Here is a 25,988-nt window from a genome sequence, read left to right on the forward strand (position 1 = left end):
ATGCTGCTGACACGCGTTCTGACTGCCCTGGTGTTGTTGCCGCTGATGCTGGCGGCCTTGTTTCTATTTCCGGCTGAAGCCTGGGCCGGTTTCTCCTGGCTGATCATCGTGCTGGCCTTGTGGGAATTCAGCCGCATGGCCGGCATGGCGGGCGCAGGCAAATGGCTGTATCTGGCCGTCAGCAGCGCGCTGGCCGCGGCGGCTTGGTTCGGCCATTACCGGCTGGGCCTGGTTGAGCATGCGCTGACGCTGGCGTTCTGGTTGTTGTTGGTGCCGTGCTGGCTGGCCAAGCGTTGGCGCATCCGTCAGGGCGCGACGGCCTGGCTGCTGGGCTGGCTGCTGATGTTGCCGGCCTGGTTCGCCTTTCTGGAATGGCGGCCGCATCCCGGAGCGGCGGACGCCTTCGCCTTGCTGGCGGTGATGGGCCTGGTGTGGGTGGCGGACATTGCCGCTTACTTCTCCGGCAAGGCTTTCGGCCGTCGCAAGCTTGCGCCGTCCATCAGCCCGGGCAAGAGCTGGGAAGGGGTGTACGGCGGCGTGATCTGCGTGGCCCTGTACGTGGCGCTGGTGGATCATCTGGGCTGGATAGACATCGGCTTGCCGATTTGGGCGCTGTTGCTGTTGGCGCTGCCGCTGAGCGCGGTCAGCGTGATGGGCGATCTGCTGGAATCCTGGTTCAAGCGCGCGTCGGGGATCAAGGACAGCAGCAGCTTGTTACCCGGTCACGGCGGCGTGTACGACCGTATCGACAGTCTTATCGCCGTCCTCGCCGTCAGCAACGCGCTGCGGGCTCTGGGCGGCATGTAACCGCAGGAACACTTTCAATGACGAAACCGCAAGGGATTGTCGTTCTCGGCGCCACCGGCAGCGTGGGCGCCAATACGTTGGACGTGGTGGCGCGCCACCCCGAGCGTTACCGGGTGGTGGCGCTGAGCGGCAATCGTCAGATTGAGCGCTTGTTCGAGCAGGCCTTGCAATTCCGGCCGGCTTACGTGGTGACCGGCGACGCCGCGTCCGCGGACATCTTGCGCGCCCGGTTGGCCGAGGCTGGCGTGAACGCCGAGGTGCTGCACGGCCCGGCCGCCTTGGTCCAGGTGGCAGCGCTGCCCGAGGCCGATGTGGTGATGGCCTCCATCGTCGGCGCCGCCGGCCTGCCGTCCGCGATGGCGGCGGCGCGCGCCGGCAAGCGCATTTTGTTGGCCAACAAGGAGTCGTTGGTGGTGGCCGGTCGTCTGTTCATGGACGCGGCGCGCCGCCACGGCGCGACCCTGCTGCCGGTGGACAGCGAGCACAGCGCCATCTTTCAGTCGCTGCCGCACGACTACGCCGGCAATTTGGACGCCGCCGGCATCCGCAAGATCATCCTTACCGCCTCCGGCGGCCCCTTCCGTCAGTCTTCTGCAGAGGACTTGCTGCGCGTCACTCCGGACGACGCCTGTCGTCATCCCAACTGGGTGATGGGGCGCAAGATTTCCGTCGATTCCGCTTCCTTGATGAATAAGGGGTTGGAAGTGATCGAGGCGCATTGGCTGTTTTCCGCGCCGCCGGAACGCATCGAAGTCGTGGTGCATCCGCAAAGCGTGATTCATTCCATGGTGCAATATCGCGATGGTTCGGTGATGGCCCAGTTGGGCGCGCCGGATATGCGCACCCCTATCGCTTGCGCGCTGGCCTGGCCGGAGCGGGTCGAGGCCGGTGTGGGCTCGCTGGACTTTTCCTCCTTGTCCAACCTCACTTTCGAAGCGCCGGATCTGGAGCGTTTCCCTTGCCTGAAGCTGGCTTTCGACGTGTTGCGCCTGGGCGGCGACGCGCCGGCGGTGTTGAACGCGGCGAATGAAGTCGCCGTGGACGCCTTCCTGAATGGACGTCTGCGTTTCGTCGACATCCCCGCGGTGGTGTCCGCCGCTTTGGACGGCGTCAGCCTGGCAGGCAGCGACTCGTTGGAGGCCTTGTTGGCCAAGGATGAGGAAGCGCGCGCCTTCGCGTTGCAGCGGGTGGCCGCATGCTGACTCTGCTCGCCTTCCTGGTCGCCATCGGCGTGCTGGTGACGTTTCACGAGCTGGGCCACTATTGGGTGGCCCGGTTGTGCGGGGTCAAGGTGCTGCGTTTTTCCATCGGCTTCGGCAAACCGCTGTGGTCATATTGGCGCAAGGGCACCGAGTGGGTCATCTGTCCGATCCCGCTGGGCGGCTATGTGCGCATGCTGGACGAGCGCGAGGGCCCGGTGACGGAAGCGTTGCGCCCGCAGGCATTCAACAATCAGCATGTGCTGAAGCGCATCGCCATTGTCGCCGCCGGCCCGCTGGCCAATCTTTTGCTGGCGGTGCTGCTGTATTGGGTGGTGATGGGGCAGGGGGTGACTCAGATCAAGCCTCTGGTCGGTACCGTGGTGGCGCAGACCCCGGCGGCGGCGGCAGGCTTCGCGCCCGGCGACCGCATCCTGAGCGTGGCCGGTCAGCCCGTGGCCAATTGGCAGCAGATCCGTCTTGCTCTGGTGGAGGCGGCAATGTCGCCGGACGCCACCGTGGTGCAGGTGGAGACCGCGGCGGGCGCTCGGGCTGAACGTCGCATTGACCCGGCCCGTTTTGGCGACAAGGCGGTGACCGCGATGCAGCAAGGCAGCACCGGTCTGACGCCGGGGCGCTTTTTGCCTGTGATCGGCGCGTTGGAGGAGGGCGGCGCCGCGCAAAGTGTCGGCCTCAAGCCGGGCGACAAACTGCTGGCGCTCAACGGCAAGCCGCTGAGCAACTGGGAGGGATGGGTCGCCGAGGTGCGCAACAGCCCCGGCAGGGATCTGGAAGTGAAAATCCAGCGCGGTTCGGACACCCTGAGCATCAAGGTGCGGCCGCAGGCCCACCAGCAGGACGGCGAGGTGGTGGGGCGCATCGGCGCCGCGCCGCAGGCGGACGCAGTCTGGGGCCGCCAACTGTTGTACACCGAGCATTACTCGGTGGCGCAGGCCGGTCTGGCCGCCTTGGCCAAGACTTGGGACACCGGTTGGATGAGCGTCAAATTCATGGGGCGCATGCTGATGGGCCAGGCTTCCCTGGATAATTTGTCCGGTCCGCTGACCATCGCCAATGTCGCCGGCCAGACTGCGCGCGAGGGTTTGACGCCTTATCTGGAGTTTCTGGCGCTGATCAGCATCAGCATCGGCGTGCTGAATCTGCTGCCGATTCCAGTTCTGGATGGCGGGCACTTAATGTATTATGTCGCGGAGTTGATCAGAGGCCGCCCCGTCAGTGAGCGGGCGCAATTGTTCGGACAAAAAATTGGCTTCATCTTGCTGGCGTCTTTGATGGCGTTTGCCTTGCTGAATGATTTCAGCCGCCTATTTGGGGGTTAAAACCGATCTATGAAATTGAAATTGCTTGCAGCAGCCGTATTGGGCTTGACTACGGCCTCCATGGCCTGGGCTGTTGATCCCTTTGTCATCAAGGATATCCGGGTTGAGGGCCTGCAGCGCACCGAACCCGGCACCGTGTTCAATTATCTGCCGGTCAAGGTGGGCGACACCTTTAACGACCAGAAAGCCAACGAGGCGATCAAGGCCTTGTTCGCCACCGGCTTCTTCAACGATGTGCGCATCGAATCGCGCGACAGCGTGGTGATCGTGGCCGTGGCAGAGCGCCCGGTGGTCAGCCAGCTCAACATCAACGGCGCCAAGGAGTTCAGCAAGGACCAACTGAAAAAGGCGCTGAAGGACAACGGTTTCGCCGAATCGCTGATTTTCGATCAGGCGCTGCTGGACGGCGCGGTGCAGGAACTCAAGCGCCAGTATTACAGCCGCGGCAAGTACTCCGTGGAAGTGACTCCCTCGGTCACCAAGCTGGAACGCAACCGCGTGGCGGTGACGCTGGACATCAACGAAGGCGTGACCGCGCGCATCAAGGAAATCCGCATCGTTGGCGCCAATGCCTTCAAACAGTCCGAGCTGATCGACCAGTTCAGCCTGACCACCGGCGGCTGGTTGTCGTGGGTAACCAAGGACGACCAATATTCCAAGCAGAAGCTGACCGGCGACCTGGAGAAACTTAAAGCTTTCTACCAGAACCAGGGTTATCTCGAGTTCAACATCGACTCCACCCAGGTGTCGATCAGCGCCGACAAGCAGGATATGTTCCTGACGGTGAATATTCACGAAGGCAAGAAGTTCACCATCTCCGACATCAAGCTGGCCGGCGACCTCAAAGTGCCGGAAGCGGACCTGCGCAAGCTGATTCAGGCCAAGTCCGGGGACACCTTCAACAACGAGCGCATCACCGAATCGGTAAAATCGCTGAGCGACCGCCTGGGCCAGGCCGGCTACGCCTTCGCCAACGTCAACGTGCTGCCGGACATCGACCACGACAAACAGACGGTGGCCTTTACCTTCTTTGTGGATCCGGGCCGCAAGACCTATGTTCGCCGCGTCAATATCGCCGGCAACACCAAGACCCGCGACGAAGTGATTCGACGCGAGTTGCGCCAGCTGGAAGGCGCCCCTTACGGCGCGGACAAGATCAAGCGCAGCAAGGAACGCGTTGAACTGTTGGGCTATTTCGAAGACGTCAATATCGAAACCCCGGCGGTGCCCGACGCCGCCGACCAGGTGGACATGAACATCAGCCTGAAGGAACGCTCCACCGGCAGCGTATCCGCCGGTATCGGCTTTGTGCAGGGCGAGGGCGTGCAATTGTCCGCCAACCTGTCGCAGAGCAATATCTTTGGTTCCGGCAAATACATGTCGCTGGGCCTGTCCACCGGCAAGGTGAACAAGAATATCTCGCTGTCTTTCACCGATCCGTACTTCACCCCGGACGGCGTCAGCCTGGGCTACGACTTGTACAACCGAGTCTACAACCCGGACGCCACCAATATCTCCGCGTACAAGACCAGCACCATAGGCGGTGCGGTGCGCTTCGGGGTGCCGGTGACCGAGTACGACCGCATCAACTTCAGCATCGGCGCGGAAAACACCAAGATCAGCACCTACAACAACAGTCCGCAGCGCTACAAGGACTTCGTCAACCAGTACGGCAGCAGCAACAATACCTTGCTGGGCACCATCAGCTGGGGCCGGGATACCCGCGACAGCGCGCTGTGGCCTACCCGCGGCGCGGTGATCAAGGTGGGCGCGGACGCGGGCCTGCCGGGCGGCGATCTGCAGTACTATCGCCTGACTCACCAGCAGACTTGGTTCTTCCCGCTGAGCAAAACCTTCACCCTGATGCTGAACGGCGAACTGGGCTATGCCGACGGTTACGGCAAAACCTCGCGCCTGCCGTTCTTCCAGAACTTCTACATGGGCGGCCTGGGCTCGGTGCGCGGTTACGACACCAGCAGTATCGGCCCGCGCGACACCAACGGCGACTACCTGGGCGGCACCCGCAAGGCGGTGGCCAACGCAGAAGTGCTGTTCCCGTTCCCGGGAATGAAGGACAATAAGTCGGTGCGCACCAGCTTGTTCTTCGACGCCGGCACCTTGTGGGATCCGTCTGTGGCGGGCAGTTCCGCCGGCGACGGCATCCGCTATTCCGCGGGCGTGGCGCTGACCTGGCTGTCTCCGATCGGGCCGATGAAGTTCAGTATCGCCAATCCGCTGAAGAAGAAGGACAACGACAAAGTCCAGCGCTTCCAATTCCAGCTGGGTACCGTGTTCTAAAATTGACGGGGTTGTTATATGAAAGCATTGCTGTGGGCGGCCGCCATCGTATCGGCAGTCGCCATGTCGGCCCAGGCGGCCGAACTCAAAATAGGCTATGTCAACACTGAGCGCATCTATCGCGAAGCCGCGCCGGCCATCGCCATCCAGAAACGCCTGGACAAGGAGTTCTCCGAGCGGCGCAACGAGCTGAACAAGATGGAGGCGCGCGGCAAGGAGCTGGAGTCTCAACTGGCCAAGAGCAGCTTGAGCCCAGATGACCGCAAGCGCTACGAGCGCGAGTACGCGGCGCTGGACCGGGATTATCGGACCAAGCGCCGGGAACTGCTTGAGGACTTCAACCAGCGCCGCAACGAGGAGTTCGCTTCGGTGCAGGAGCGGGCCAACCGCGCGCTCAAGCAACTTGCCGAGCGCGAGCAGTACGATCTGATCCTGCAAGACGTGGTGTATGTGAACCCCAAGTACGACCTGACGCCCAAGGTTCTGAAGGAACTGGAACGCTGAAGGCAGGGCGGGGCGGCCTAAGAGCCTGTTCAAAGTTTCGCGAGCCAAGGCGAGACAAGGCGAAAACGAGCGAAAAAGCGGAGTGTACGAGGGGTACATGAGCATTTTGAGCTTGTACTCACCGTGCGACGCTCCACGAAGCGCAGCAGACCTTGAACAGGTTCTAACGGCCGCCCCGGATGTGCGCGGCTGTGGCCGGTGCGCCAACACATAATTACGGGAGCAAGCCGACCCCAGGTCGGCTTTCGTTTTTGATGGCTTATACCCTCTCATTTATTATCGAAAGGTTGGGCGGCGAGCGGGCCGGCCCGGACCTGACGGTCGGCCGCCTGGCGCCGCTGGAAGCGGCCGCGGCCGGCGATATCGCCTTTCTGGCCAATCCCAAGTATCGCAAGCAGCTGGACGACAGCGACGCCAGCGCGGTGATCGTTTCGCCCAAGATGGCGGAAGAGCTGGCGCAGAGCGAGGCCTGGAGCCAGCGCTCCTGGATCGTCGCCGCCGACCCCTATCTCTACTTCGCGCGCCTGGCGGCCTTGTTCCACCCGCAGCCGCAGCCGCAAGCCGGCGTGCACCCCAGCGCGGTGCTGGGCGAGGGCGCTCGGGTAGCGGCCAGCGCCGAGGTGCGCGAGCATGTCAGCATCGGCCGTAATGTGGTCATCGGCGAGCGCTGCCGTCTGCTGCCGGGCGTGGTGGTGGGAGACGACTGTGTGTTGGGCGACGACGTGGTGTTGTACCCCAACGTCACGCTGTACCACGGCTGTGTGCTGGGCAACCGCGTCGGCGTGCACTCAGGCAGCGTGATCGGCGCGGACGGCTTCGGCCTGGCCTGGGATAAGGACCACTGGTTCAAAATTCCGCAAACCGGCCGCGTCATCATTGAGGACGATGTGGAAATCGGCGCCAACACCACGGTGGATCGCGGCGCGATGGCGGACACTGTCATCAGGAAAGGCGCCAAGGTGGACAACCTGGTGCAGATCGCCCACAACGTACAGATCGGCGAGCATTCCGCCATCGCCGGCTGCGTCGGCATCGCCGGCAGCGCCAAAATCGGCGCTTACTGCACGGTGGGCGGCGCGGCGATGTTCGTCGGCCATATTGAAATAGCGGATAAAACCCATATCGGCGGCGGCACCCTGGTGTCGAAGTCGATCAAGACGCCGGGCACTTACGCCTCGTCTTACCCATTGCAACCGATGAAAGAGTGGCTGGCCAACGCCGTGCACGTCCGTCACCTGGATGATATGGCCAAGCGGCTCAAGCAGCTCGAACGCGAGCTCAAAGAAATGAAGAATCAGGAGGAATCCCCCAATGTCTGAACACGCCATCACCATTGATGTCCGCGAAATCATGCGCTATCTGCCGCATCGCTATCCTTTCCTGCTGGTGGACCGTGTCACCGAATTCGAGGAAAACAAGCGCATCAAGGCGCTGAAGAACGTCACCATCAACGAACCGTTCTTCGTTGGCCACTTCGAGCAGTATCCGGTGATGCCGGGCGTGCTGATCATCGAGGCGATGGCTCAGGCCGCCGGCATCCTGGCCATCCGCAGCCAGGGCGAGCGCGCCGAGAACGAGCTGTATTTCTTCGTCGGCATCGACAACGCCCGTTTCAAGCGCCAAGTGGTGCCGGGCGACCAACTGACCTTCGAAGTGGAGCTGATCACCAGCAAGCGCGGCATTGGCAAGTACTCCGCCCGCGCGCTGGTGGACGGCCAGCTGGCTTGCGAAGCCGAAATCATGTGCGCCAAGCGCGAGGTGTGATCATGGCCATCCATCCAACCGCCATCGTCGACCCCAAGGCCCGGATCGCCGACGACGTCGAGATCGGTCCTTACTCCATCATCGGCCCCAACGTCAGCATCGGCAGCGGCAGCTGGGTTGGTCCCCATGTGGTGATCGAGGGGCATACCACCATCGGCAAGAACAACCGCATCTTCCAGTTCTGCTCGCTGGGCGCCATACCGCAAGACCTGAAGTACGCTGGCGAGCCGACCCGCCTGGAAATCGGCGACAACAACACCATCCGCGAATTTTGCACCTTTAATACCGGTACGGTGCAGGATGGTGGCGTGACCCGCGTGGGCAATGAAAACTGGGTGATGGCCTATGTGCACATAGCGCATGACTGCCAGGTGGGCAGCCATACCATCCTGGCCAATAACGCTACGCTGGCCGGTCACGTACATATCAGCGACTGGGTGTTCCTGGGCGGTTTCACCAGCGTGCACCAGTTCGTCATTATTGGCGAGCATGCGATGACCGCTTTCGCCAGCGCCGTGGCTCAGGACATCCCGCCATTTGTGACCGCCCACGGCAACCGCGCTGTGCCCTCCGGCATCAACGCCGAAGGCATGAGACGCCGGGGTTTCAGCGCAGAGCAGATCCGCCGCGTGCGTGGCGCTTATAAGACGCTGTACCGCCAGGGTCTGCCCTTCGAAGACGCCAAGGCCGCCATCCTGGAGGAGGCCGCCGTCGGCCACGACGAGCTGGCGCCGTTCACCCGCTTCTTTGGCCAGTCCGCCAGAGGCATCATTCGCTAAGATCCATGCCCGACACTTTGTTTAAAAGCAAGCGGGCACTGAAGGTCGCCATGGTGGCTGGGGAAGCCTCTGGCGACCTTCTTGCCGCCCACCTGATGGACGCGCTGCTGGCGCGCTATCCCGACATCGAGTTCGCCGGCATCGGCGGCCCGCGGATGGAAGCCAGGGGCTTCGTCAGCCATGCGCCGCAAAGCCGGCTGGCGGTGATGGGCTACGCTGAGGTGCTCAAGCGTTTGCCGGAGTTGCTGCGCATCCGCCGTACCCTGCGCGACCGCCTGATTGCGGAGAAGCCGGATGTTTTCATCGGCATTGACGCGCCTGACTTCAACCTGGATCTGGAGGCCGCGCTCAAACGCGCCGGCATTCCCACCGTTCACTACGTCAGCCCCTCGGTTTGGGCCTGGCGTCCGGAGCGGGTGCAGAAGATAGGCCGCAGCGTCAGTCACATGCTGTGCTTGTTCCCGATGGAGCCTCCCTTGTACCGCCAGGCCGGGGTGCCGGTGACCTATGTCGGCCACCCGTTGGCCAGCGAGATCCCGTTGAGGCCGGACCAGAGCGCGATGCGCGAACAACTGGGGCTGCCGCAGCGCGCGCCGGTGTTCACCCTGATGCCGGGCAGCCGCATCGGCGAACTGGAGCACATGGCGCCGCTGTACATCGAAACCGCCAAGTTGCTGCTGAAAAGCTATCCGGACGCCCAGTTCCTGGTGCCGCTGGCCACGCGTCCAACGATGGAATTGTTCGACCGCATGCTGACCCGTCACAAGGGCTGGGATCTGCCCTTGCGCAAGCTGTTCGGCCACGCGCAGATGGCGATGATCGCCAGCGACGCGGTGTTGGTCACCAGCGGCACCGCCACGCTGGAAGTGGCGCTGACCAAGAAGCCGATGGTGATCAGCTACAAGCTGTCCGCGCTGACTTACCGCCTGGTCAAACGCAAAATCCGTCTGCCCTACGTCGGCCTGCCCAATATCCTGTGCGGGCGCTTCGTGGTGCCGGAACTGCTGCAGAAACAGGCCACGCCGGCCAAGCTGGCGGCGGAGATGCAAAGGCTGTACGAAGATCAGGACGCGCGCCGCGAGATGGTGCAGACCTTTACCGAGCTGCATCAGTCGCTGCGTCAGGACACCGCCGCGCTGGCCGCGGACGCGGTGTTGCAGGTGGCGGGGCGGCAATGAGCGGGCTTGATCTGGAGAGGGTCGCCGGCGTGGACGAAGCCGGCCGCGGCCCGCTGGCCGGCGCGGTGTTCGCCGCCGCGGTGATTCTGGACCCGGCCAAGCCTATCGCCGGCCTGGCGGACTCCAAAGTGCTGAGCGAGGCCCGCCGGGACGAGCTGGCCTTGTTGATCAAGCGCGACGCGCTGGCCTGGTGCATCGCCAGCGCCAGTGTCGAGGAAATCGACAAGCTCAATATTCTGCACGCCACCATGCTGGCGATGACGCGCGCGGTGCAAGGCCTGCAGCCGCAGGCGACGCGTGCGCTGATCGACGGCAACCGTGTGCCCAAGGGGCTGCCGGTGCCTGGGGAAGCCATCGTCAAGGGCGACGCCAAGGTGGCGGCCATCTCCGCGGCCTCCATTCTGGCCAAAACCGCGCGCGATGCCGAACTGGTGGCCCTGGACGCTCTCTATCCGCAATACGGCTTCGCTCGCCACAAGGGATATCCCACCGCGGAACACCTGGCCGCGCTGGAACGGCACGGCGCCTTGACGGCTCACCGCAAGAGCTTTGGTCCGGTCAAAGCCTGGCTGGCGCGCCAGCAGGGGCAGTTGTTTTGAGCGGCGAGGGCGCCAAATCCTGCTTCCCGCCGGTAGCGAGGCCGGACGCCCGCGTGCTGGTGCTGGGTTCCTTGCCCGGCGACGCCTCCTTGCAGGCCGGCCAGTACTACGCTCACCCCCGCAATCAATTCTGGCCGCTGATGCAGGCCATCACTGGCCAGCGCTTGGTCGAACTGGCCTACGCCGAGCGCCTGAAGGCGCTGCAGCAGGCCGGCGTGGCGCTCTGGGACGTGATTGCCAGCGCGCGGCGCCGAGGCAGCCTGGACGCCGACATCCGCGATCAGCAGTCCAACGATTTGCGCGAGCTGGCGCAAAGCCTGCCGCGGCTGCGCGCGGTCGCTTTCAACGGCGCCACCGCCGCGCGCGCGGCCGGACAGCTGGACGGGCTGGCCCTGGACATCCTGGCCTTGCCATCCTCAAGCCCGGCGCATACCCTGGCGTTTGACAGAAAACTTGAAGTTTGGCGGCAACTGGGACGATATTTGTAGTTGACGATGGCCAAATGCGCTTGTCGTCGCGATGAAACCACCTGGGGGAGCGAATATGGGCCATTACTGCATATGGTTTGTCACGCCGGACGACAGCGTGATGCGCCGGGCCGAAGTGGTGATCAACGGCGTGATCCATTGCCATCAGGTGCTGGAGGAAATCGAGGCGCAGCTGGCGGTGGACTGCGGGCTGACCCAGGTGATGATCGTGGACTGGAAACGTTTTGAAACACCGGAGCCCGCCAGCAAGCTAGCTCATGCGGCCTAAGAGCCTGTTCAAAGTCTGTTGCGCTTCGGCAATACGGCGTTAAAACCGTCTTCGAAATGCTCATGGACTGGATGCGCACTCCGCTTTCTCCGCTGTTTTCGCCTGTCTCTCTCTAGCCGGCAAGATCGTAAATACGCTCTAGGCGGCTAGCTCTTTGGTAGGAGTCAAGCCCGCGGGCGGCCATGCTATCATGGCCGCCTGAATCTTTATGGGGGCGTCTGCGCCATGCGCGTGTTGGGTTTCGCCGGCTATTCCGGCAGCGGCAAGACCACCTTGCTGGAAAAACTGATTCCCCGGCTGACGGCGCGCGGCCTGCGCGTCGCCGTGATCAAGCACACTCACCACGATGTGGACTGGGACACCCCGGGAAAGGATAGCTGGCGCCACCGCCAGGCCGGCGCGGCGCAAGTGCTGCTGGCTTCGGCCCGTCGCCGTATGCTGGTGGAGGAACTGGCGGACAGCAACGAGCTGCCGTTGGCCGCCCACCTGGCCATGCTGGGCCCCTGCGACCTGGCCCTGGCCGAAGGCTTCAAACAGGAAGCCATTCCCAAGATAGAAGTGGTCAACAGCGCTTTGGCCGCGCCGGCTTTGCATCCGGTCGATCCGCAAGTGCTGGCCGTGGTCGGCGACTTGCCGCAGGCGCTGGACATCCCCTGGTTTCATCGCGACGACGCGGACGCTGTCGCCGCCTTCCTGATTTCAAGATTGGACCTGTCCCATGCTGAGCTTTGAACAAGCCCGCGACTGGCTGCTGCAACGCGCGCAGCCGCTGGCCGCCACTGAACAAGTCGAACTGCTGGCGGCGGCCGGCCGCGTGCTGGCCGAGCCGGTGCTGGCCACGCTGGACGTGCCGCCGCACGACAATAGCGCGATGGACGGCTACGCCTTGCGCGCCGCGGAGCAAACCGCGGCGATGCCGGTGTCGCAGCGAGTGCCCGCCGGCAGCGTGCCGCAAGCGCTGGCCGCCGGCAGCGTGGCGCGCATTTTTACCGGCGCGCCCATTCCGCCCGGCGCCGACGCCGTCATCATGCAGGAGCAGGCCGAAACGGCCGACGACGGCACAGTCAGTTTCAGCCAGCCGGCCAGCACCGGCCAGAACATCCGTCGCCGCGGCGAAGACATCCGCGTCGGTCAGGAAATCCTGCCGGCGGGCAAGGTGCTGAACCCCGCCGACATCGGTCTGGCTGCGTCCATCGGCGTGGAGACGCTGACGGTGTTCCGCCCGTTGCGGGTGGCGGTATTCTTCACCGGCGACGAACTGGTGGAGCCGGGCCGGCCGCTGGCCGCCGGCCAGATTTACAACTCCAATCGTTATTGGCTGGCGCCGGCGCTGATGCGCCTGGGCTGCGAGGTGATTGATCTGGGCATTGTCCGCGATTCTCTTGGCGCCACGCGGGAGGCGCTGCGCGACGCCGCGGATGCCGCCGATGTGATCATGACCTGCGGTGGGGTGTCGGTGGGTGAGGAAGACCACGTCAAGGCCGCGGTGGAGGCCGAGGGCTCGCTAGACCTGTGGAAGCTGGCAATCAAGCCGGGCAAGCCGCTGGCCTACGGCAAGGTGGGGCAGGCGGATTTCATCGGTCTGCCCGGCAACCCGGTGTCCGGCTTCGTCACCTTCCAGGTGTTGGCGAGGGCCTTCCTGGAGCGGCGCGCCGGCCTGCCGGTATCGGCGCTGACGCCGGAAGGCCCTTATCCGGCGGCTTTTGATTGGACCCGGCCGGATGCGCGCCGCAGCGAATTCATCCGCGTGCGGCGCGTGTGCGTGGACGGCCGCTGGCAACTGGAACTGTACCCGCAGCAAGGTTCCGGCGTGCTGATGTCCTGTGCCTGGGCTGACGGCCTGGTGCGCTTGGAGCCGGGTCAGGCCGTGGCGCGCGGCGATATGCTGCCCTATTTGCCGCTGGTGCAGTGAGTCGTGCCCACCATCCGTTTCGTCGATGAAAACGGCGCGCTGCTCGGCGAACAGCAGGCGGCGGCTGGCGATAACCTGCTGGATCTGGCTCGGCTGGCGGATGTGCCCCTGCACTGGCGTTGCGGGCAGGGCACGTGCGGCACCTGCAAGGTGAGGCTGGCGACACCGGGGGCGGAGCAGCGGCCCAGCCGCAAGGAGCGCAACGTGTTGCTCCGCGCAGGCGCCATCGACGCCGCCCTGGCCGCCAGCGAATGCTGGACCGAAGCGCGGCCTTGGCGGCTGGCCTGCCATTTACATCTGAGCGAGGAAGACTGGGAAGTGGAGTGTCCGGCGTTTTGAGCGCCAAATACACAAGGGCCCGCATGCGGGCCCTTGTGTATTTGGAAGGCGTTTACGATTTTGCGAGCGCTAGCGAAAACGGCTGAAAAAGCCGAGTATGCACACGTGCATGAGCATTTTGAGGCCGTTTTCAATGCCGCAGCGCCGACGCGTAGCAGATCGTCAACAGCCTCTTTTGATGCGTTATTCGGAAGCGCCGGCCTGTTCGCAGGTGTCGTCCTCGCCGGTCTTGGGCTCCGGGCATTCCGGGCGCAGCCAATGGCGCAACATGGTCAAGGCCACCGCTAGCAGGGTGGGGCCGATGAACAGGCCTATCACCCCCCAGGCGATCAGGCCGCCGATTACGCCCAGAAAGATCAGCGACAGCGGCATCTGCGCGCCCTGGCTGATCAGCAAGGGCTTCAGAATATTGTCTATGGTGTTGATCAGCAAGAAGCCCCAGACCAGCAGGAAGATGCCAAGGCCGGTGTTGCCGGTGTAAAACACCCAGGCCGCGGCCGGCAGCCAGACGATCAGCGTGGGCATTTGCGCCACCGCGACAATGAAGCAGAGGAAGCCCAGCACCAGCGCGCCGGGCACGCCGGCGATCAAAAGGCCGATCACGCACAGGATGGTCTGCGCCAGCGCGGTGCCCACCACGCCGGTGGTAACGCTGCGTATGGTGCGGGCGATCACATCCGGCAATTCGCCGGCCGGCGCGCCGCCCAGCTTGATCACGATCAGCTCCACCATGTCCCACAGCCGGTCGCCGTTGATCAGCAGCAAGCCGGACACAATGATGGCCAGCACGATTTCCAGCAGGCTCAGGCTGAGATTGGCGCCGCCGGACAGCAGCCACAACGCGCCTTGGTTGACCGCCGGGCGGATTTTCTCGAAGAAGCCGGGCAGGTCGGCCTGCACGCTGCCCCACAGCTTTTGCAGGCTTTCGCCCACTACCGGGATATTGGCCAGCCAGGTAGGCGCGTTGGGCAGCGTCAACTGGGTCAGGTCGTGGGTGAGGCCGGACAGGTGGGGCAGGGTGTCGGCCAGGGTCAGCGCCATCAGGCCGATGGGGATGGCCAGGGCCAAGGCCAGCGCCAGCACGATGAGCAGGGCGGCCAATTTGTGGCGCTCTCCCAGCTTTTGCCGTAGTCGGCAATGCATTGGCCAAGCGGAAATGGCAATGATGGCGGCCCAGGTCAGAGCGCCGAGAAAGGGTTGGATCACGCGCAGGCAGGACATCACCAGCAGCGCGATGATGGCGATCTGAAACACCGCCAGGATGCTGACATTGGAGAACGCTTTATTGATGGCCATGGGGCTCTCGGAAAATGAAAACGGGCCGATCGAAAGATCGGCCCGCTGATTCTGCAATGCAATGAGCGTGAATGCAATTGGCGCTTGCCGCTATTGCGGATTCACCGTCGCCAGGGTCTTGGCGAAGGCTTCCGCCTGCGTGAAGCCGATCACGCGATCCGCTTCCTGCCCCAGTTTGTCGAACAAGATAATGCCCGGCGGGCCAAACAGGCCGAAACGCTTGAGCAAAGCCTGGTGCTCCGCGCTGTTGGCGGTGACGTCGGCCTTGGCCAGCACATAGCCCTGCATTTGGCGGCCGACCGCCGGATTCGGGAAGGTTTCCGCCTCCATCTCCTTGCAGGACACGCACCAGTCGGCATAGAAATCCAGCAACAGCGGCTTGCCTTCCGCCTTGGCCTTGGCCAGCAGCGCATCCAGTTGTGCGCTGTTGGCCACCGGCTGGAACGCCGCCGCGGCCTTGGCCTCCGCCTGGCCCTGGCCCAGCCAGCGCAAGGGGTAGCGCGGGTTGTCGGCGCCGGCCAGCAGGCCGGCCAATTGCGCCGCGCCGATCAGCAGCAGAGCCACCCCGGCGGCCTTGCCCAAGCGACGCGGAGCGCCGGCGTTGCTCGGCAGCGCCTCCAGCGCGCCCAGGGACACCGCGCTGCCTATCAGCAGCAAGGCCCACAGCAGCATGACCAGCGCGCCCGGCAGGAAGGGCGTGGCCAGCCAGATGGCCAGGCCCAGCATCACGACGCCGAAGCCGGCTTTGACTGTTTTCATCCAGCCGCCGGCGCGGGGCAGCACATGGCCGCCGAAGGTGCCGATCAGGATCAGCGGCAGGCCCAGGCCCAACGCCATCGCGTACAGCGCCGCGCCGCCCAGAGCGGCGTCGCCGGTGCTGCCGATATAGCCCAGCGCCAGCGCCAGCGGCGGGGCGACGCAGGGGCCGATGATCAGCGCGGACAGCGCGCCCATCGCGAATACGGTGGCGAATTTGCCGCCGGACAGATGATTGGAGGTGTCGGCCAGCCGCGATTGCAGCGCCGACGGCAGCTGGATGGTGAACAGATCGAACATGGACAGCGCGAACACCACCATCAGCGCGCTGGCGCTTAGCACCACCGCCGGCTGTTGCAGCCATACGGTGAGCAAGGCGCCGGTGAGGCCGGCGATGACGCCGACCACGGTGTAAGTCAGCGCTAGGCCTTGCACATAGGTGAAGGACAACAGGAAGCCGCGGCGGCGGGTCAGGGTAGCGCCCTGGCCGGCAATCAATGAGGAGACGATGGGCAGCAGCGGGTACATGCAGGCGGTGAACGCCATGCCGATGCCCGCCAGCAAAAAGGTGCCCAATGTGGTCAGCCAACCCTGGGCTGCCAGCTCATTGTTGCCGGCCGGGGACTTTCCCTGAGGGGGCGCCTCCGACAGCCATTCGCCCAGCTTGCCGCCGGCGGACGGCGTGCCGCCCACTTTGAGCTTGTGGGTGTAAGGCGGATAGCACACGCCGGCGTCGGCGCAGCCTTGCAGGCGTACTTGCAACTCAAACTCTGCAGGCGCATTGGCTTGCAGCGGCACCGTTATCACGTTTTTGCCGGTGAATACGGTTTGTTTGCCGAAGTACGGGTCGTTCTTTTCCTTGCCGGCCGGGAACTGCGGCGCGCCCACCAGCTTGGCCGGCTGGCTGCTGATCTGGGTGCGGTCGCGGTACAGGTAGTAACCGGGAGCCACGTCCAGCGTCAGCTTGAGCTGTTCGCCGGCGCGTTCAACCTTGGCGGCGAAGGCTTGCTCCGCCGGCAGCAGATCGTCCTGGTTGACGGCGTGCGCGGGCAGGCTCAAGCCCAGGCAGGCCAGCGAGACCGCGAGCAAGCCCACGATCCGGGATGAGAGTAGCGATAAGTTGATTGGCACGGGATGACTCTATGGTTTATGGTCGTTAGCGTTTGAATGACCGGCGCGCTCAGGCATTGGTTCCTTGGCGGCCGGGCGGGGCGCGGAGGGCGGCGGACTGGGTTGCCGCCGCGTCTTGCTATGCGAAAACAATATGCATTAAATTCAAATTCCGGGCAAACGGTAAGATAGAATATTTATATAAAAACTAGGGCGCAACACCATACATCATGCGAGAAACGATTCACTTTGCTCATGCCAACAGTTTTCCGGCCTCGGTTTACCGCAAGTTTCTAGCCGCGTTGGGCGAGCGCCACCAAGTGGGCTTCCTCGATGCCATCGGCCATGATCCGGCCTATCCGGTGACAGACTGCTGGCCCCATCTGGTGGAGGAAACCATTGCGCACATCGAAAGCCACTATCAAGGGCCCATCGTCGGCGTCGGCCATTCGCTGGGCGGCTTTTTGATGTTCTATGCCGCATTGCGCCGGCCGGAGTTGTTCAAGCGCATTGTGATTCTGGATTCGCCGCTGATGGGGCCGTTCCGCTCGCGCGGCATTTGGCTGGCCAAGAAGCTGGGCTTCATCGACCGCGTCACCCCGGGCGGCAACACCCTGAAGCGGCGCGATAACTGGGCATCGGTGGCCATGGTTCACGACTACTTCGCCCGCAAGCCGATGTTTGCCCGTTTCGATCCGGACTGCCTGGCCGACTACGCCGAGCACGGCACCGTGGACGACGGACAGGGCGGGCGCAAGCTCAAATTCCGTCCGCAGATAGAACATGAGATTTACTGCGCGCTGCCGCATGATTTTCCTCGTTATCGCGGCCAATTGAAAGTGCCGGCCGCCTTTATCGCGGGAGCCGGTTCGGATGTGCTCAAGCCGGCGGACCTGCGCTTCATGCGCAAACACTTCAATATTCAGGTGCAGATGCAGCAGGGCAGCCATCTGTTCCCGCTGGAGCGGCCGGAGGAAACCGCGCGGCGCATTTTGGAGCTGCTGGAGTCTTGAGCGTTTCCAAAGGCGGTTTCAGGTAAAACAAAGCCCGACCAAGCCGGGCTTTGTGTTGTCGCAAGGAGAGGGCTGAGAACCTGTTTACGATCTGCTGCGCAGCGGCGATACAGCGTTAAAAACACGCTCAAAATGCTCATGTACCCCTTGTACATTCCGCTTTTTCGCTTGTTTTCGCCTTGTCTCGCCCTTGCTTGCGAGATCGTGAACAGGCTCTTACAGCATGGCCAGCCGTTGGCGCGCGCTGCGCTCGATGCCGGCGGCATCCAGGCCGCAGTCGGCCAGCAAGCCGGCCGGATCGCCGTGCTCCACGTAATCGTCCGGCAGACCCAATTGCAGCACTGGTTTAAGGATGCCCATTGCTTGCATCGCCTCCACACAGGCCGAACCGGCGCCGCCCATCACCACGTTTTCCTCCACGGTGATGACCAGATCGTGGCTTTCCGCCAGCCGGCACACCAGTTCCGCGTCCAGCGGCTTGACGAAGCGCATGTCGGCCACGGTGGCGTTTAGCGCCTCGGCCGCGGCCAGCGCCGGCGTTACCATGCTGCCGAAGGCGAGGATGGCCACTTTTTCGCCCTGGCGGCGCACCAAGCCCTTGCCTAGCGGCAGCGCCGTCATTTCCGCCTGGATCTCGGCGCCGGGGCCGGTGCCGCGCGGATAGCGCACCGCGGCCGGGCTGTTCATCTGGAAGCCGGTGTACAGCATCTGGCGGCATTCGTTCTCGTCCGAAGGCGCCATCACCGTCAGGTTGGGAATGCAGCGCAGGAAGGACAGGTCGAAGGCGCCCGCATGGGTGGGGCCGTCCGCGCCCACCAGGCCGGCGCGGTCGATGGCGAACAAGACCGGCAGGTTTTGCAGCGCCACGTCGTGGATCAGCTGGTCGTAAGCGCGTTGCAGGAAGGTGGAGTAGATGGCCACCACCGGTTTGACGCCGTCGCAGGCCAGGCCGGCGGCGAAGGTGACCGCGTGCTGTTCTGCGATGGCCACGTCGTAATAGCGGTCCGCGTGCTCTTGTTCGAAGCGCACCAGGCCGGAGCCTTCGCGCATCGCCGGAGTGATGCCCACCAGGCGCGGGTCGCGCTTGGCCATGTCGCAGATCCAGTCGCCGAACACTTGGGTGTACTGCGGCTTCCCGCCGCCCTTGCCGCTGGCCAGGCCGTTATTGGGATCGAACTTGGTGACGCCGTGGTATTTGACCGGGTCGCTCTCCGCCAGCTTGTAGCCGTGGCCTTTCTTGGTGACGATGTGCAGGAACTGCGGCCCCTTGAGGCTGCGGATATTGCTCAGGGTGTCCACCAGCACGTCCACATCGTGGCCGTCGATGGGGCCGATGTAGTTGAAGCCGAACTCCTCGAACAGGGTACCCGGGGTGAAGAAGCCCTTGACGTGCTCTTCCACCTTGCTGGCGATCTCCTTCAGCGGCGGAGCGATGCCCAGCACCTTGCTGGAACCTTCGCGCATCGCCGCGTAGAAGCGGCCGGACATCAGCTTGGCCAGGTAGTTGTTGAGCGCGCCCACATTGGGCGAGATGGACATCTCGTTGTCGTTGAGCACCACCAGCAGGTCGGTGTCCATCGCGCCGGCGTTGTTGAGGGCTTCAAAAGCCTGGCCGGCGGTCATGGAGCCGTCGCCGATGATGGCCACGCTTTTGCGCTCTATGCCTTGAGTCTTGGCCGCCACCGCCATGCCCAGCGCCGCGCCGATGGAGGTGGAGGAATGGCCGACGCCAAAGGTGTCGTATTCCGATTCGTCGCGCTTGGGAAAGCCGGCCAAGCCGCCTTTCTGGCGCATGCTGCCCATGCGTTCGCGGCGGCCGGTCAGGATTTTGTGCGGATAGGTTTGGTGGCCCACGTCCCACACCAGGCGGTCGTCCGGGGTGTTGAAGACATAGTGAAGGGCGATGGTCAGCTCAATGCTGCCCAGGTTGGAGGCGAAGTGGCCGCCGGTCTTGCTGACGCTTTCCACCAGAAAGTCGCGCAGTTCCGTGGCCAGCGGCGCAAGCTGCTGGCGCGACAGCTTGCGCAGGTCGGCAGGGCATTGAATGGTCTCGAGCAAGGGATACATAGTTTTCTGCTTCTCAGAACGAGCGCGCGACGATGTAGTCGGCCAGTTCCTTCAATCGTTGGGCGGAATCGCCAAATCCTTCCAGCGCGGCAAACGCCTCGTCGCGCAAGTCGCGGGCAAACTGCTTGGCTTCGGACAGCCCCATCAGGCTGACGTAGGTGGGCTTGTCGTGGGCGGCGTCCTTGCCTGCGGTTTTGCCCAGCGTCGCGGTGTCCGCCTCGCAGTCCAGCACATCGTCCACCACCTGGAAGGCCAGGCCCATGCGCTTGGCGAACACGTCCAGACGGGCGGTTTCCTCCTCGCTCAACGGCCGGCCGGCCATGGCGCCCAGCAATACCGACGAGCGGATCAGCGCGCCGGTTTTCAGCAAATGCATGTATTCCAGTTCCGGCTGGTTCAGCGCCTTGCCCACGCTGGCCAAGTCTATGGCCTGGCCGCCGGCCATGCCGGCATGGCCGGCGGCGCGGGCCAGGGTGTGAACCATGGCGAGCTGAGCCGCGGGGGCCACGCCCGGCAGCGGCGCGCTCAGCGTATCGAAGGCATGGGTTTGCAGCGCGTCGCCCGCCAAAAGCGCGGTGGCTTCATCGTAAGCCACGTGACAAGTGGGCTTGCCGCGGCGCAGCACGTCGTCGTCCATACAGGGCATGTCGTCGTGCACCAGCGAATAGACGTGGACCATCTCCAGCGCGGCGCCGATGCGGGCCAGGTTGTCGGCCGAGGCGCCCACCAATTCGCCGGCGGCGAACACCAGCAGCGGGCGTACCCGCTTGCCGCCGCCCAGGCAGACGTAGCGCATCGCTTCGTGCAGTTTTTGCGGCGTGTGCTGATCGGAGGGCAGCAGGCGTTCCAGCGCACCTTCCACTTGCTGCTGGATATCGGTCATCCAGGCCATGAAAGGTTTATTGGCCATTGGACAATTCCAGTGGTTTGAGTTCGTTGTTTTCGAGTATTTTCAGTTGCTGTTCCGCGTCGGCCAGTTTGGCCTGGCAGAACTTGATCAATTCTATGCCCTGCTTGTAGGAGCCGAGCGCCGTTTCCAGCGGCATGTCGCCGCTTTCCATCGCCTGGATGATGTCTTCCAGTTGGGCCAGTGCGGTTTCGAAACTGGCCGGCGCTTTGTTGGCTTTAGCCATGGCGTTTTCCTTATGGTGCTTTCGTGGTGGCCGCTCCGTGCGGGCTCCGTCGGTGTCGCGTGGGCGCAGGCGGCTCTTTAAGGCCGTCATTCTAGTCCAATTACCGGGTGCGGCGACAGAGGCGATTGAGCGCTTTTGGCAAGCAAGGATGCTGTTGGGATGGTAGCGGCGCGGAAAGCGAGCGCGTCTAGCGGACAATTCCCCGGCGCCCGCATTTGAGGTAGGGTGTCGCCAATTGAAAACGACAGGGGCCAGCATGCATTCGCAACCAACCATTCTGATTACCGGCTGCTCCAGCGGCATCGGCTACCACACGGCCGTAATCCTGGCCCAGCGCGGCTGGCGCGTGATCGCCAGCTGCCGCGCCGCCGCCGACGTGGAGCGCTTGCGCAGCGAGGGCATGGCTTGCATCCGGCTGGACGTGGACGACGCCGATTCCATTCGCGAAGGATTGGCACAGGCGGTAGAGATGGCCGGCGGGCGACTGGACGCCTTGTTCAACAACGCCGGCTTCGGCCAGCCTGGCGCGGTGGAGGACATCAGCCGAGCGGCGATGCGCGAGCAGTTCGAGACCAATCTGTTCGGCCCCTGGGAGCTGACCAACGCCGCGCTCAAAGTAATGCGAGCCCAGGGCCATGGCCGCATCGTGTTCAACAGTTCCATCCTCGGTTTCGCCGCCATGCGCTGGCGCGGCGCCTACAACGCCAGCAAGTTCGCGATGGAAGGCCTGTGCGACACCCTGCGCCATGAGCTGCATGGCACCAATATCCATGTCTCCCTAGTGGAGCCGGGGCCGATAGAAAGCCGTTTTCGCCCCAATGCGCTGGCGCGCTTCCTGAAAAACGTGGACATCGACGCCAGCCATCATAAAGAGGCCTACCAGCAGCAACTGGCGCGGCTGAAGAAAGAGGGCCATGCCGCGCCGTTCACCCTGCCGGCCAGCGCGGTGGCGGAGGCGGTTCACCGCGCCATCACGGCGGCCAAGCCGGCGGCGCGCTACCGGGTCACCTTTCCTACCAAACTGTATTGGTGGCTGCGCCGCTTGCTGCCAACCCGTTGTTTTGACTGGGCCTTGCGTGCGGCGACTTGAGATGGGCCCAAGTCCTTGGCTTAGCATGAGTTTTTCTATGCATAGACATGTTTTTTCTTTGATGCCATTTTGATAGTTTCTTGTTGATCTAGCCGGCGGATTCGCTTTACAGTCACGGCACTTGCTCATGGCATTTCCTCATGCTGGAGCAGGCATAACAATAGAGACGCCGGGTTTCCCGGCTCCGTGACACAAAGGAGTAAGCGAGATGAATCGCTGGAAATGGCTGCCCCTGCTGCTGGCGGGGGCGGGCCTATTCGCGTCCGCTCAGGCGGCCGATATGAACAAGACGCTGCGGGTGAATTTCGTCGCGCCTGAGTCCGGTTTCGATCCGGCCAAAGTGTACGATGTCTACTCTTTGGGGGTGATCGACAATATCTTCGATACCTTGTATCGATACGACTATTTGGCGCGGCCGCTTGTCGTGACGCCGGCCACGGCCCAAGGTTTGCCTCAGGTATCCGCGGACGGAAAGGTGTTCACCATCAAGATCCGGCCCGGCATCTATTTTGCAGACGATCCCGTTTTTAAAGGCAAAAAGCGCGAACTGACCGCTATGGACTACGCCTATAGCTTCAAGCGATTTGCCGATCCGGTGGTGAACTCGCCCAGCCCGGCGGGCTTTACCGATTTCATCATCGGTTTGGAGGAAGCGGGAAAGCAGGCCCGCAAAACCGGGAAATTCAATTACGACGGTCCAATGGAAGGCATCCAGGTGTTGGACCGTTACACACTGCAATTGCGGTTGAAAAAGCCCAACTTCAATTTCATCAATACCCTGGCGGCCCAAAACGCCGGCGCGGTGGCGCGGGAGGCGATCGAGGCTTACGCCAAGGATACCAACTCGCATCCGGTGGGCACCGGCCCATATATGTTGAAAGACTGGAAGCCGGGCAACCGGATCATGCTGGAGGCTAATCCGGGATACCGCAAGGACGTGTTCAGCAGCGTTGCCGCCGCAGATCCGGCCAATGCCGAAATCATGCGAGATTTACAGGGCAAGACCCTGCCCATCGTGGGACGCATCGATATCAAGGTGCTGGAAGAGGAGCAGCCGCGCTGGCTGTCCTTCCTCAACAAGCAACTGGATGTGTCCGGCGTGCCCAAGTCCGCCATTCCCTCCACCGTGCACAGCAGCGAGGCCAACCCCTTCCAGGCCAGCCTCAATCCGATGCTGGCGCAGCGCGGCATCCGCTTGCACCACAATCTGGGCATGGATGTGACTTATGCCTTCTTCAATATGCGCGACCCGGTGGTGGGCGGCTACAGCAAGCAAAAGGTCGCCTTGCGCCGCGCCATCGGCATGGCCTATCCCAGCCAGGAAGTGATCAAGCTGCTGTATAGCGGCCAGGCTATCCAGTTGCAGAATCTGGTGCCCCTGAACATGGTGGGCAATGACCCGCACTTCCGTGGCGCGCCGGATTTCAACCCGGCGCTGGCCAATGCTTTGCTGGATCAGGCCGGCTACAAGATCGGTCCGGACGGCTACCGTCGCCAGCCCAACGGTCAGCCGCTGTTGATCACTCAGGCCACTCAGGGCAGTGCTTTCGACAAGCAGTTCAACCAGATATGGCAGAAGGCTTTCGACAGCATCAAGCTTCGCGTCGTCTTCAAAGTGGCCAAGTGGAACGAAAACCTCAAGGCCTCTTATGCCGGAAAACTGCAAATGTGGACTTTAGGCGGGTCGGCGGCGACGCCGGACGGGGATGACTTCGTTTCGTCGTTATGGAGCGGTTTGATCGGCCAGGGCAGCAAGACGTTTTTCAGCCACCCGGATTATGACCGAGCCTACCTGGCATCCCAAATCCTGCCGAATGGTCCGGAGCGGAATAAGCAGTTTGATCGGATGAACCGGGTAGCGGCCGCTTATCAGCCGATGATTCCGGGGGTGACGCGCTTTAACAACATCGTCAGCCATAGCTATGTGAAAGGCTTGGTAGTGCATCCAATGTCGGTCGATGGCGTTGCCGGCTCCTGGCGCTATGTCGATATTGACCTGAGCCAGCGGCCTTGAGGCTTGGATTGACCTAAATGCGCCAGGTGGCGCGTTCCACCTGCTGGAGATTCCCGATGTTCAATTTCATCATTCGCCGAATCTGGCAGATGGTGCCGACGATGTTCGGCGTCATGCTGCTGGTGTTCGTGCTGTTCAACTGGGTGGGCGGAGACCCCACCTACATCCTGGCGGGCAAGCGCCTGACGCCCGAAATGCTGCTGAATATCCGTGCCCAGCTGGGCCTGGATAAAAGCCTGCCGGAGCAGTTCTGGCTCTTCGTCAAGCAAGTGGCCGCTTTCGACTTTGGCACTTCCTGGTCCACCCAGCAATCGGTCACCGCCACGCTGGCCTCGCGCGTCGGCCCCTCGCTGACGCTGACCGGCACCTTGCTGGTGTTTGAGCTGCTGACCGCGCTGCCCATCGCCATCGTCGTGGCTTACTACCGCGGCACGCTGACCGACCGCATGGTGACTCTGATCTGCACCGTGGCCATGTCCATCAGTTCGCTGGCCTACATCATCGTCGGCCAGTACTTGCTGGCTTTCAAACTGGACTGGTTTCCGGTGATGGGGTGGGACGACGGCAGCCTGCTGCGCAGCCTGCTGATCTACGTGCCGCTGCCGCTGATCCTGGGCATGCTGGTGTCGCTGGCGCCCAATGTGCGTTTTTACCGCAGCTTTGTGGTGGAAGAGCTGGGCCACGACTACGTGCGCACCGCGCGCGCCAAGGGCCTGTCGGAAAAAACCGTGCTCTTCAAGCACGTGCTGCGCAACGCGCTGATCCCGGTGGTCACCGCGGTAATGATGTCCTTGCCCTTCCTGGTGCTGGGTTCGATGCTGCTGGAGCGCTTTTTCGGCATTCCCGGCATGGGCAATGAACTGCTGATGGCGGTGGACAAGAGCGATTTCCCGGTGATCAAAGCCATCACCGTGACCATCGCCGCCGCCGCCATGGTGTTCAACCTGCTGGCCGACATCATCTACAAGTGGATCGATCCACGCGTGCAACTCAAGTAAGCGCGGAGCACAAAAAATGACAACATTGCAAAACACCGCCGGCGCCGCGCCGGCCGCCCCCTCGCGCAGCCTGTGGGCGCTGGGCTGGCAACGCCTGAAGCGCGACCGCATCGGCTTCGTTTCGCTCTGGGTGGTGGTGGCTTTCATGCTGCTGGCGGCCGCCGGCTGGCTCAACCTGGCCGGCCGCGGCTGGGACGACGAAATCGCTGCTTCCTACGCGCCCCCCACACTGTTGCTGGAACAATACCGCCAACAGGACACCACAGCCGCCGCCGGAGGCCCTTCCACTGCCATTGTGCCCACCGAACGGCTGAAGCCGTCGGAAGATCCCATCCACGATTGGCTGGAAGCCGCGCGTCCCCACGCGGCCCAATATGCCAAGCCTGAGGTGAAAAAAGTGGAATCGCTGCCCTTCGGCGCGGACCAGCGCGGCCGAGATATTCTGGACAAAGTGATCAAGGGCACCGCCACCTCGCTGCTGGTGGGCTTCTTCGGCGCGCTGTTGTCCATCCTGATCGGCACCTCGCTGGGCGCGGTGGCCGGTTACTTCGGCCGCAAGGTGGACGACTTCCTAATGTGGTTTTACAGCGTGTTCACCTCGGTGCCGGACATGCTCTTGCTGCTCGCCTTCGCCGCGGTGGCCGGGCGCGGCATCGCCACCGTCATTCTGGTGCTGTCGCTGACCAGTTGGACCGGCACCTTCCGCCTGGTGCGCGCGGAGTTCATCAAGAACCGTTCGCGCGAATACGTGCAGGCGGCGGACGCCATCGGCGCCAGCCACAGCCGCCGCATGTTCATCCACATCCTGCCCAATGTCTCCCACCTGCTGCTGGTGCAGTTCTCCCTCTTGATGGTGGGCCTGATCAAGTACGAAGTGATCCTGTCCTTCCTCGGCTTCGGCGTGGACGTGCGCCAAGTCAGCTGGGGCTCCATGCTGGCGGAAGTGCCGGAAGAGCTGTTGCAAGGCTATTGGTGGCAACTGGCCATGGTGGTGGTGTTCATGTCCACCTTGGTGACCGCTTTCAGCATGTTGACC

25 protein-coding genes are annotated in these 25,988 nt (G+C 63.2%); 20 read left to right on the forward strand and 5 right to left on the reverse strand.

Annotation, left to right across the window (positions count from 1 at the left end):
- The 15 genes from ACUXV1_RS21370 (at window position 1) to ACUXV1_RS21440 (ending at window position 13,475) form a co-directional block, all read left to right on the forward strand.
- Complete coding sequence (locus tag ACUXV1_RS21370; RefSeq protein WP_043639929.1) at window positions 1–807, forward strand: phosphatidate cytidylyltransferase; 807 nt, start codon at window positions 1–3, stop codon at window positions 805–807.
- Window positions 808–824: 17 nt separating this feature from the next.
- Window positions 825–2,009, forward strand: a complete 1,185-nt coding sequence (gene ispC / locus ACUXV1_RS21375; protein ID WP_203390952.1) for a 1-deoxy-D-xylulose-5-phosphate reductoisomerase — start codon at window positions 825–827, stop codon at window positions 2,007–2,009.
- Window positions 2,003–3,346, forward strand: coding sequence for an RIP metalloprotease RseP (gene rseP / locus ACUXV1_RS21380; RefSeq protein ID WP_446016458.1), 1,344 nt, complete (start codon window positions 2,003–2,005; stop codon window positions 3,344–3,346). The genes ispC and rseP overlap by 7 nt, the downstream gene beginning before the upstream one ends.
- 9 nt (window positions 3,347–3,355) lie before the next feature.
- Window positions 3,356–5,644: an outer membrane protein assembly factor BamA gene (gene bamA, locus ACUXV1_RS21385; RefSeq protein ID WP_043639920.1), complete on the forward strand. Its 2,289-nt coding sequence runs from the start codon at window positions 3,356–3,358 to the stop codon at window positions 5,642–5,644.
- Between the two features lie 18 nt (window positions 5,645–5,662).
- Window positions 5,663–6,148, forward strand: a complete 486-nt coding sequence (locus tag ACUXV1_RS21390; protein ID WP_446016456.1) for an OmpH family outer membrane protein — start codon at window positions 5,663–5,665, stop codon at window positions 6,146–6,148.
- Window positions 6,149–6,402: 254 nt separating this feature from the next.
- Window positions 6,403–7,467 carry a UDP-3-O-(3-hydroxymyristoyl)glucosamine N-acyltransferase gene (gene lpxD / locus ACUXV1_RS21395; RefSeq protein WP_203390950.1) on the forward strand — a complete coding sequence of 355 codons (1,065 nt, stop codon included), beginning with the start codon at window positions 6,403–6,405 and terminating at the stop codon, window positions 7,465–7,467.
- Window positions 7,460–7,912 carry a 3-hydroxyacyl-ACP dehydratase FabZ gene (gene fabZ, locus ACUXV1_RS21400; RefSeq protein ID WP_043639907.1) on the forward strand — a complete coding sequence of 151 codons (453 nt, stop codon included), beginning with the start codon at window positions 7,460–7,462 and terminating at the stop codon, window positions 7,910–7,912. Before lpxD ends, fabZ begins: the two co-directional genes overlap by 8 nt.
- A 2-nt stretch (window positions 7,913–7,914) precedes the next feature.
- Window positions 7,915–8,691, forward strand: a complete 777-nt coding sequence (gene lpxA / locus ACUXV1_RS21405; RefSeq protein ID WP_081556723.1) for an acyl-ACP--UDP-N-acetylglucosamine O-acyltransferase — start codon at window positions 7,915–7,917, stop codon at window positions 8,689–8,691.
- Window positions 8,692–8,696: 5 nt separating this feature from the next.
- Window positions 8,697–9,869, forward strand: a complete 1,173-nt coding sequence (gene lpxB, locus ACUXV1_RS21410) for a lipid-A-disaccharide synthase (RefSeq protein ID WP_043639902.1) — start codon at window positions 8,697–8,699, stop codon at window positions 9,867–9,869.
- Entirely contained in the window at window positions 9,866–10,468 is a 603-nt protein-coding gene (gene rnhB, locus ACUXV1_RS21415; RefSeq protein WP_203390948.1) for a ribonuclease HII, read from the forward strand. Before lpxB ends, rnhB begins: the two co-directional genes overlap by 4 nt.
- Window positions 10,465–10,956, forward strand: coding sequence for a DNA-deoxyinosine glycosylase (locus ACUXV1_RS21420; protein WP_337881926.1), 492 nt, complete (start codon window positions 10,465–10,467; stop codon window positions 10,954–10,956). Before rnhB ends, ACUXV1_RS21420 begins: the two co-directional genes overlap by 4 nt.
- Before the next feature lie 55 nt (window positions 10,957–11,011).
- A complete protein-coding gene (locus ACUXV1_RS21425; protein ID WP_019100291.1) occupies window positions 11,012–11,224 on the forward strand; it encodes a hypothetical protein in 213 nt (70 codons plus the stop codon).
- Window positions 11,225–11,449: 225 nt separating this feature from the next.
- Window positions 11,450–11,956 (forward strand): molybdopterin-guanine dinucleotide biosynthesis protein B, encoded by a 507-nt coding sequence (gene mobB / locus ACUXV1_RS21430; RefSeq protein WP_081557121.1) that lies wholly within the window; start codon window positions 11,450–11,452, stop codon window positions 11,954–11,956.
- Window positions 11,943–13,136: a molybdopterin molybdotransferase MoeA gene (locus ACUXV1_RS21435; RefSeq protein ID WP_194426626.1), complete on the forward strand. Its 1,194-nt coding sequence runs from the start codon at window positions 11,943–11,945 to the stop codon at window positions 13,134–13,136. Before mobB ends, ACUXV1_RS21435 begins: the two co-directional genes overlap by 14 nt.
- A gap of 3 nt (window positions 13,137–13,139) precedes the next feature.
- Complete coding sequence (locus tag ACUXV1_RS21440) at window positions 13,140–13,475, forward strand: 2Fe-2S iron-sulfur cluster-binding protein (RefSeq protein ID WP_446016451.1); 336 nt, start codon at window positions 13,140–13,142, stop codon at window positions 13,473–13,475.
- A 183-nt stretch (window positions 13,476–13,658) separates the two neighbouring features.
- Here ACUXV1_RS21440 and ACUXV1_RS21445 read toward each other — a convergent pair whose 3' ends face one another.
- Both ACUXV1_RS21445 and dsbD read right to left on the reverse strand, forming a co-directional pair.
- Window positions 13,659–14,771, reverse strand: coding sequence for an AI-2E family transporter (locus tag ACUXV1_RS21445; protein WP_052370704.1), 1,113 nt, complete (start codon window positions 14,769–14,771; stop codon window positions 13,659–13,661).
- 90 nt (window positions 14,772–14,861) lie between these two features.
- Window positions 14,862–16,658, reverse strand: coding sequence for a protein-disulfide reductase DsbD (gene dsbD, locus ACUXV1_RS21450; RefSeq protein WP_446016448.1), 1,797 nt, complete (start codon window positions 16,656–16,658; stop codon window positions 14,862–14,864).
- A 209-nt stretch (window positions 16,659–16,867) separates the two neighbouring features.
- Here dsbD and ACUXV1_RS21455 point away from each other — a divergent pair, with 209 nt between their 5' ends.
- Entirely contained in the window at window positions 16,868–17,650 is a 783-nt protein-coding gene (locus ACUXV1_RS21455; protein WP_043639885.1) for an alpha/beta fold hydrolase, read from the forward strand.
- Between the two features lie 216 nt (window positions 17,651–17,866).
- On the opposite strand, the gene dxs is transcribed toward ACUXV1_RS21455, so the two are convergent.
- From dxs to ACUXV1_RS21470, 3 genes are read right to left on the reverse strand one after another with little or no spacing between them, the layout of a single operon-like run.
- On the reverse strand, window positions 17,867–19,717 hold the full coding sequence (dxs, locus tag ACUXV1_RS21460) for a 1-deoxy-D-xylulose-5-phosphate synthase (RefSeq protein ID WP_081557106.1): 1,851 nt from the start codon (window positions 19,715–19,717) through the stop codon (window positions 17,867–17,869).
- A gap of 13 nt (window positions 19,718–19,730) precedes the next feature.
- Window positions 19,731–20,627 (reverse strand): polyprenyl synthetase family protein, encoded by an 897-nt coding sequence (locus tag ACUXV1_RS21465; RefSeq protein WP_446016446.1) that lies wholly within the window; start codon window positions 20,625–20,627, stop codon window positions 19,731–19,733.
- Window positions 20,617–20,850 (reverse strand): exodeoxyribonuclease VII small subunit, encoded by a 234-nt coding sequence (locus tag ACUXV1_RS21470; protein WP_019100400.1) that lies wholly within the window; start codon window positions 20,848–20,850, stop codon window positions 20,617–20,619. The genes ACUXV1_RS21465 and ACUXV1_RS21470 overlap by 11 nt, the downstream gene beginning before the upstream one ends.
- Window positions 20,851–21,106: 256 nt before the next feature.
- On the opposite strand from ACUXV1_RS21470, the gene ACUXV1_RS21475 reads away from it, so the two are divergent.
- The 4 genes from ACUXV1_RS21475 to ACUXV1_RS21490 all read left to right on the forward strand — a co-directional run.
- Window positions 21,107–21,940 (forward strand): SDR family NAD(P)-dependent oxidoreductase, encoded by an 834-nt coding sequence (locus ACUXV1_RS21475; protein ID WP_043639872.1) that lies wholly within the window; start codon window positions 21,107–21,109, stop codon window positions 21,938–21,940.
- Between the two features lie 208 nt (window positions 21,941–22,148).
- Window positions 22,149–23,954, forward strand: coding sequence for an ABC transporter substrate-binding protein (locus tag ACUXV1_RS21480; RefSeq protein WP_081557109.1), 1,806 nt, complete (start codon window positions 22,149–22,151; stop codon window positions 23,952–23,954).
- Window positions 23,955–24,010: 56 nt separating this feature from the next.
- Window positions 24,011–24,952, forward strand: coding sequence for an ABC transporter permease (locus ACUXV1_RS21485; protein WP_081557110.1), 942 nt, complete (start codon window positions 24,011–24,013; stop codon window positions 24,950–24,952).
- A gap of 16 nt (window positions 24,953–24,968) precedes the next feature.
- Window positions 24,969–25,988 (forward strand): ABC transporter permease (locus ACUXV1_RS21490; protein ID WP_446016443.1); only part of this gene is annotated, 1,020 nt, incomplete at its 3' end.

The sequence above is a fragment of the Chromobacterium sp. W521 genome (assembly GCF_052805975.1).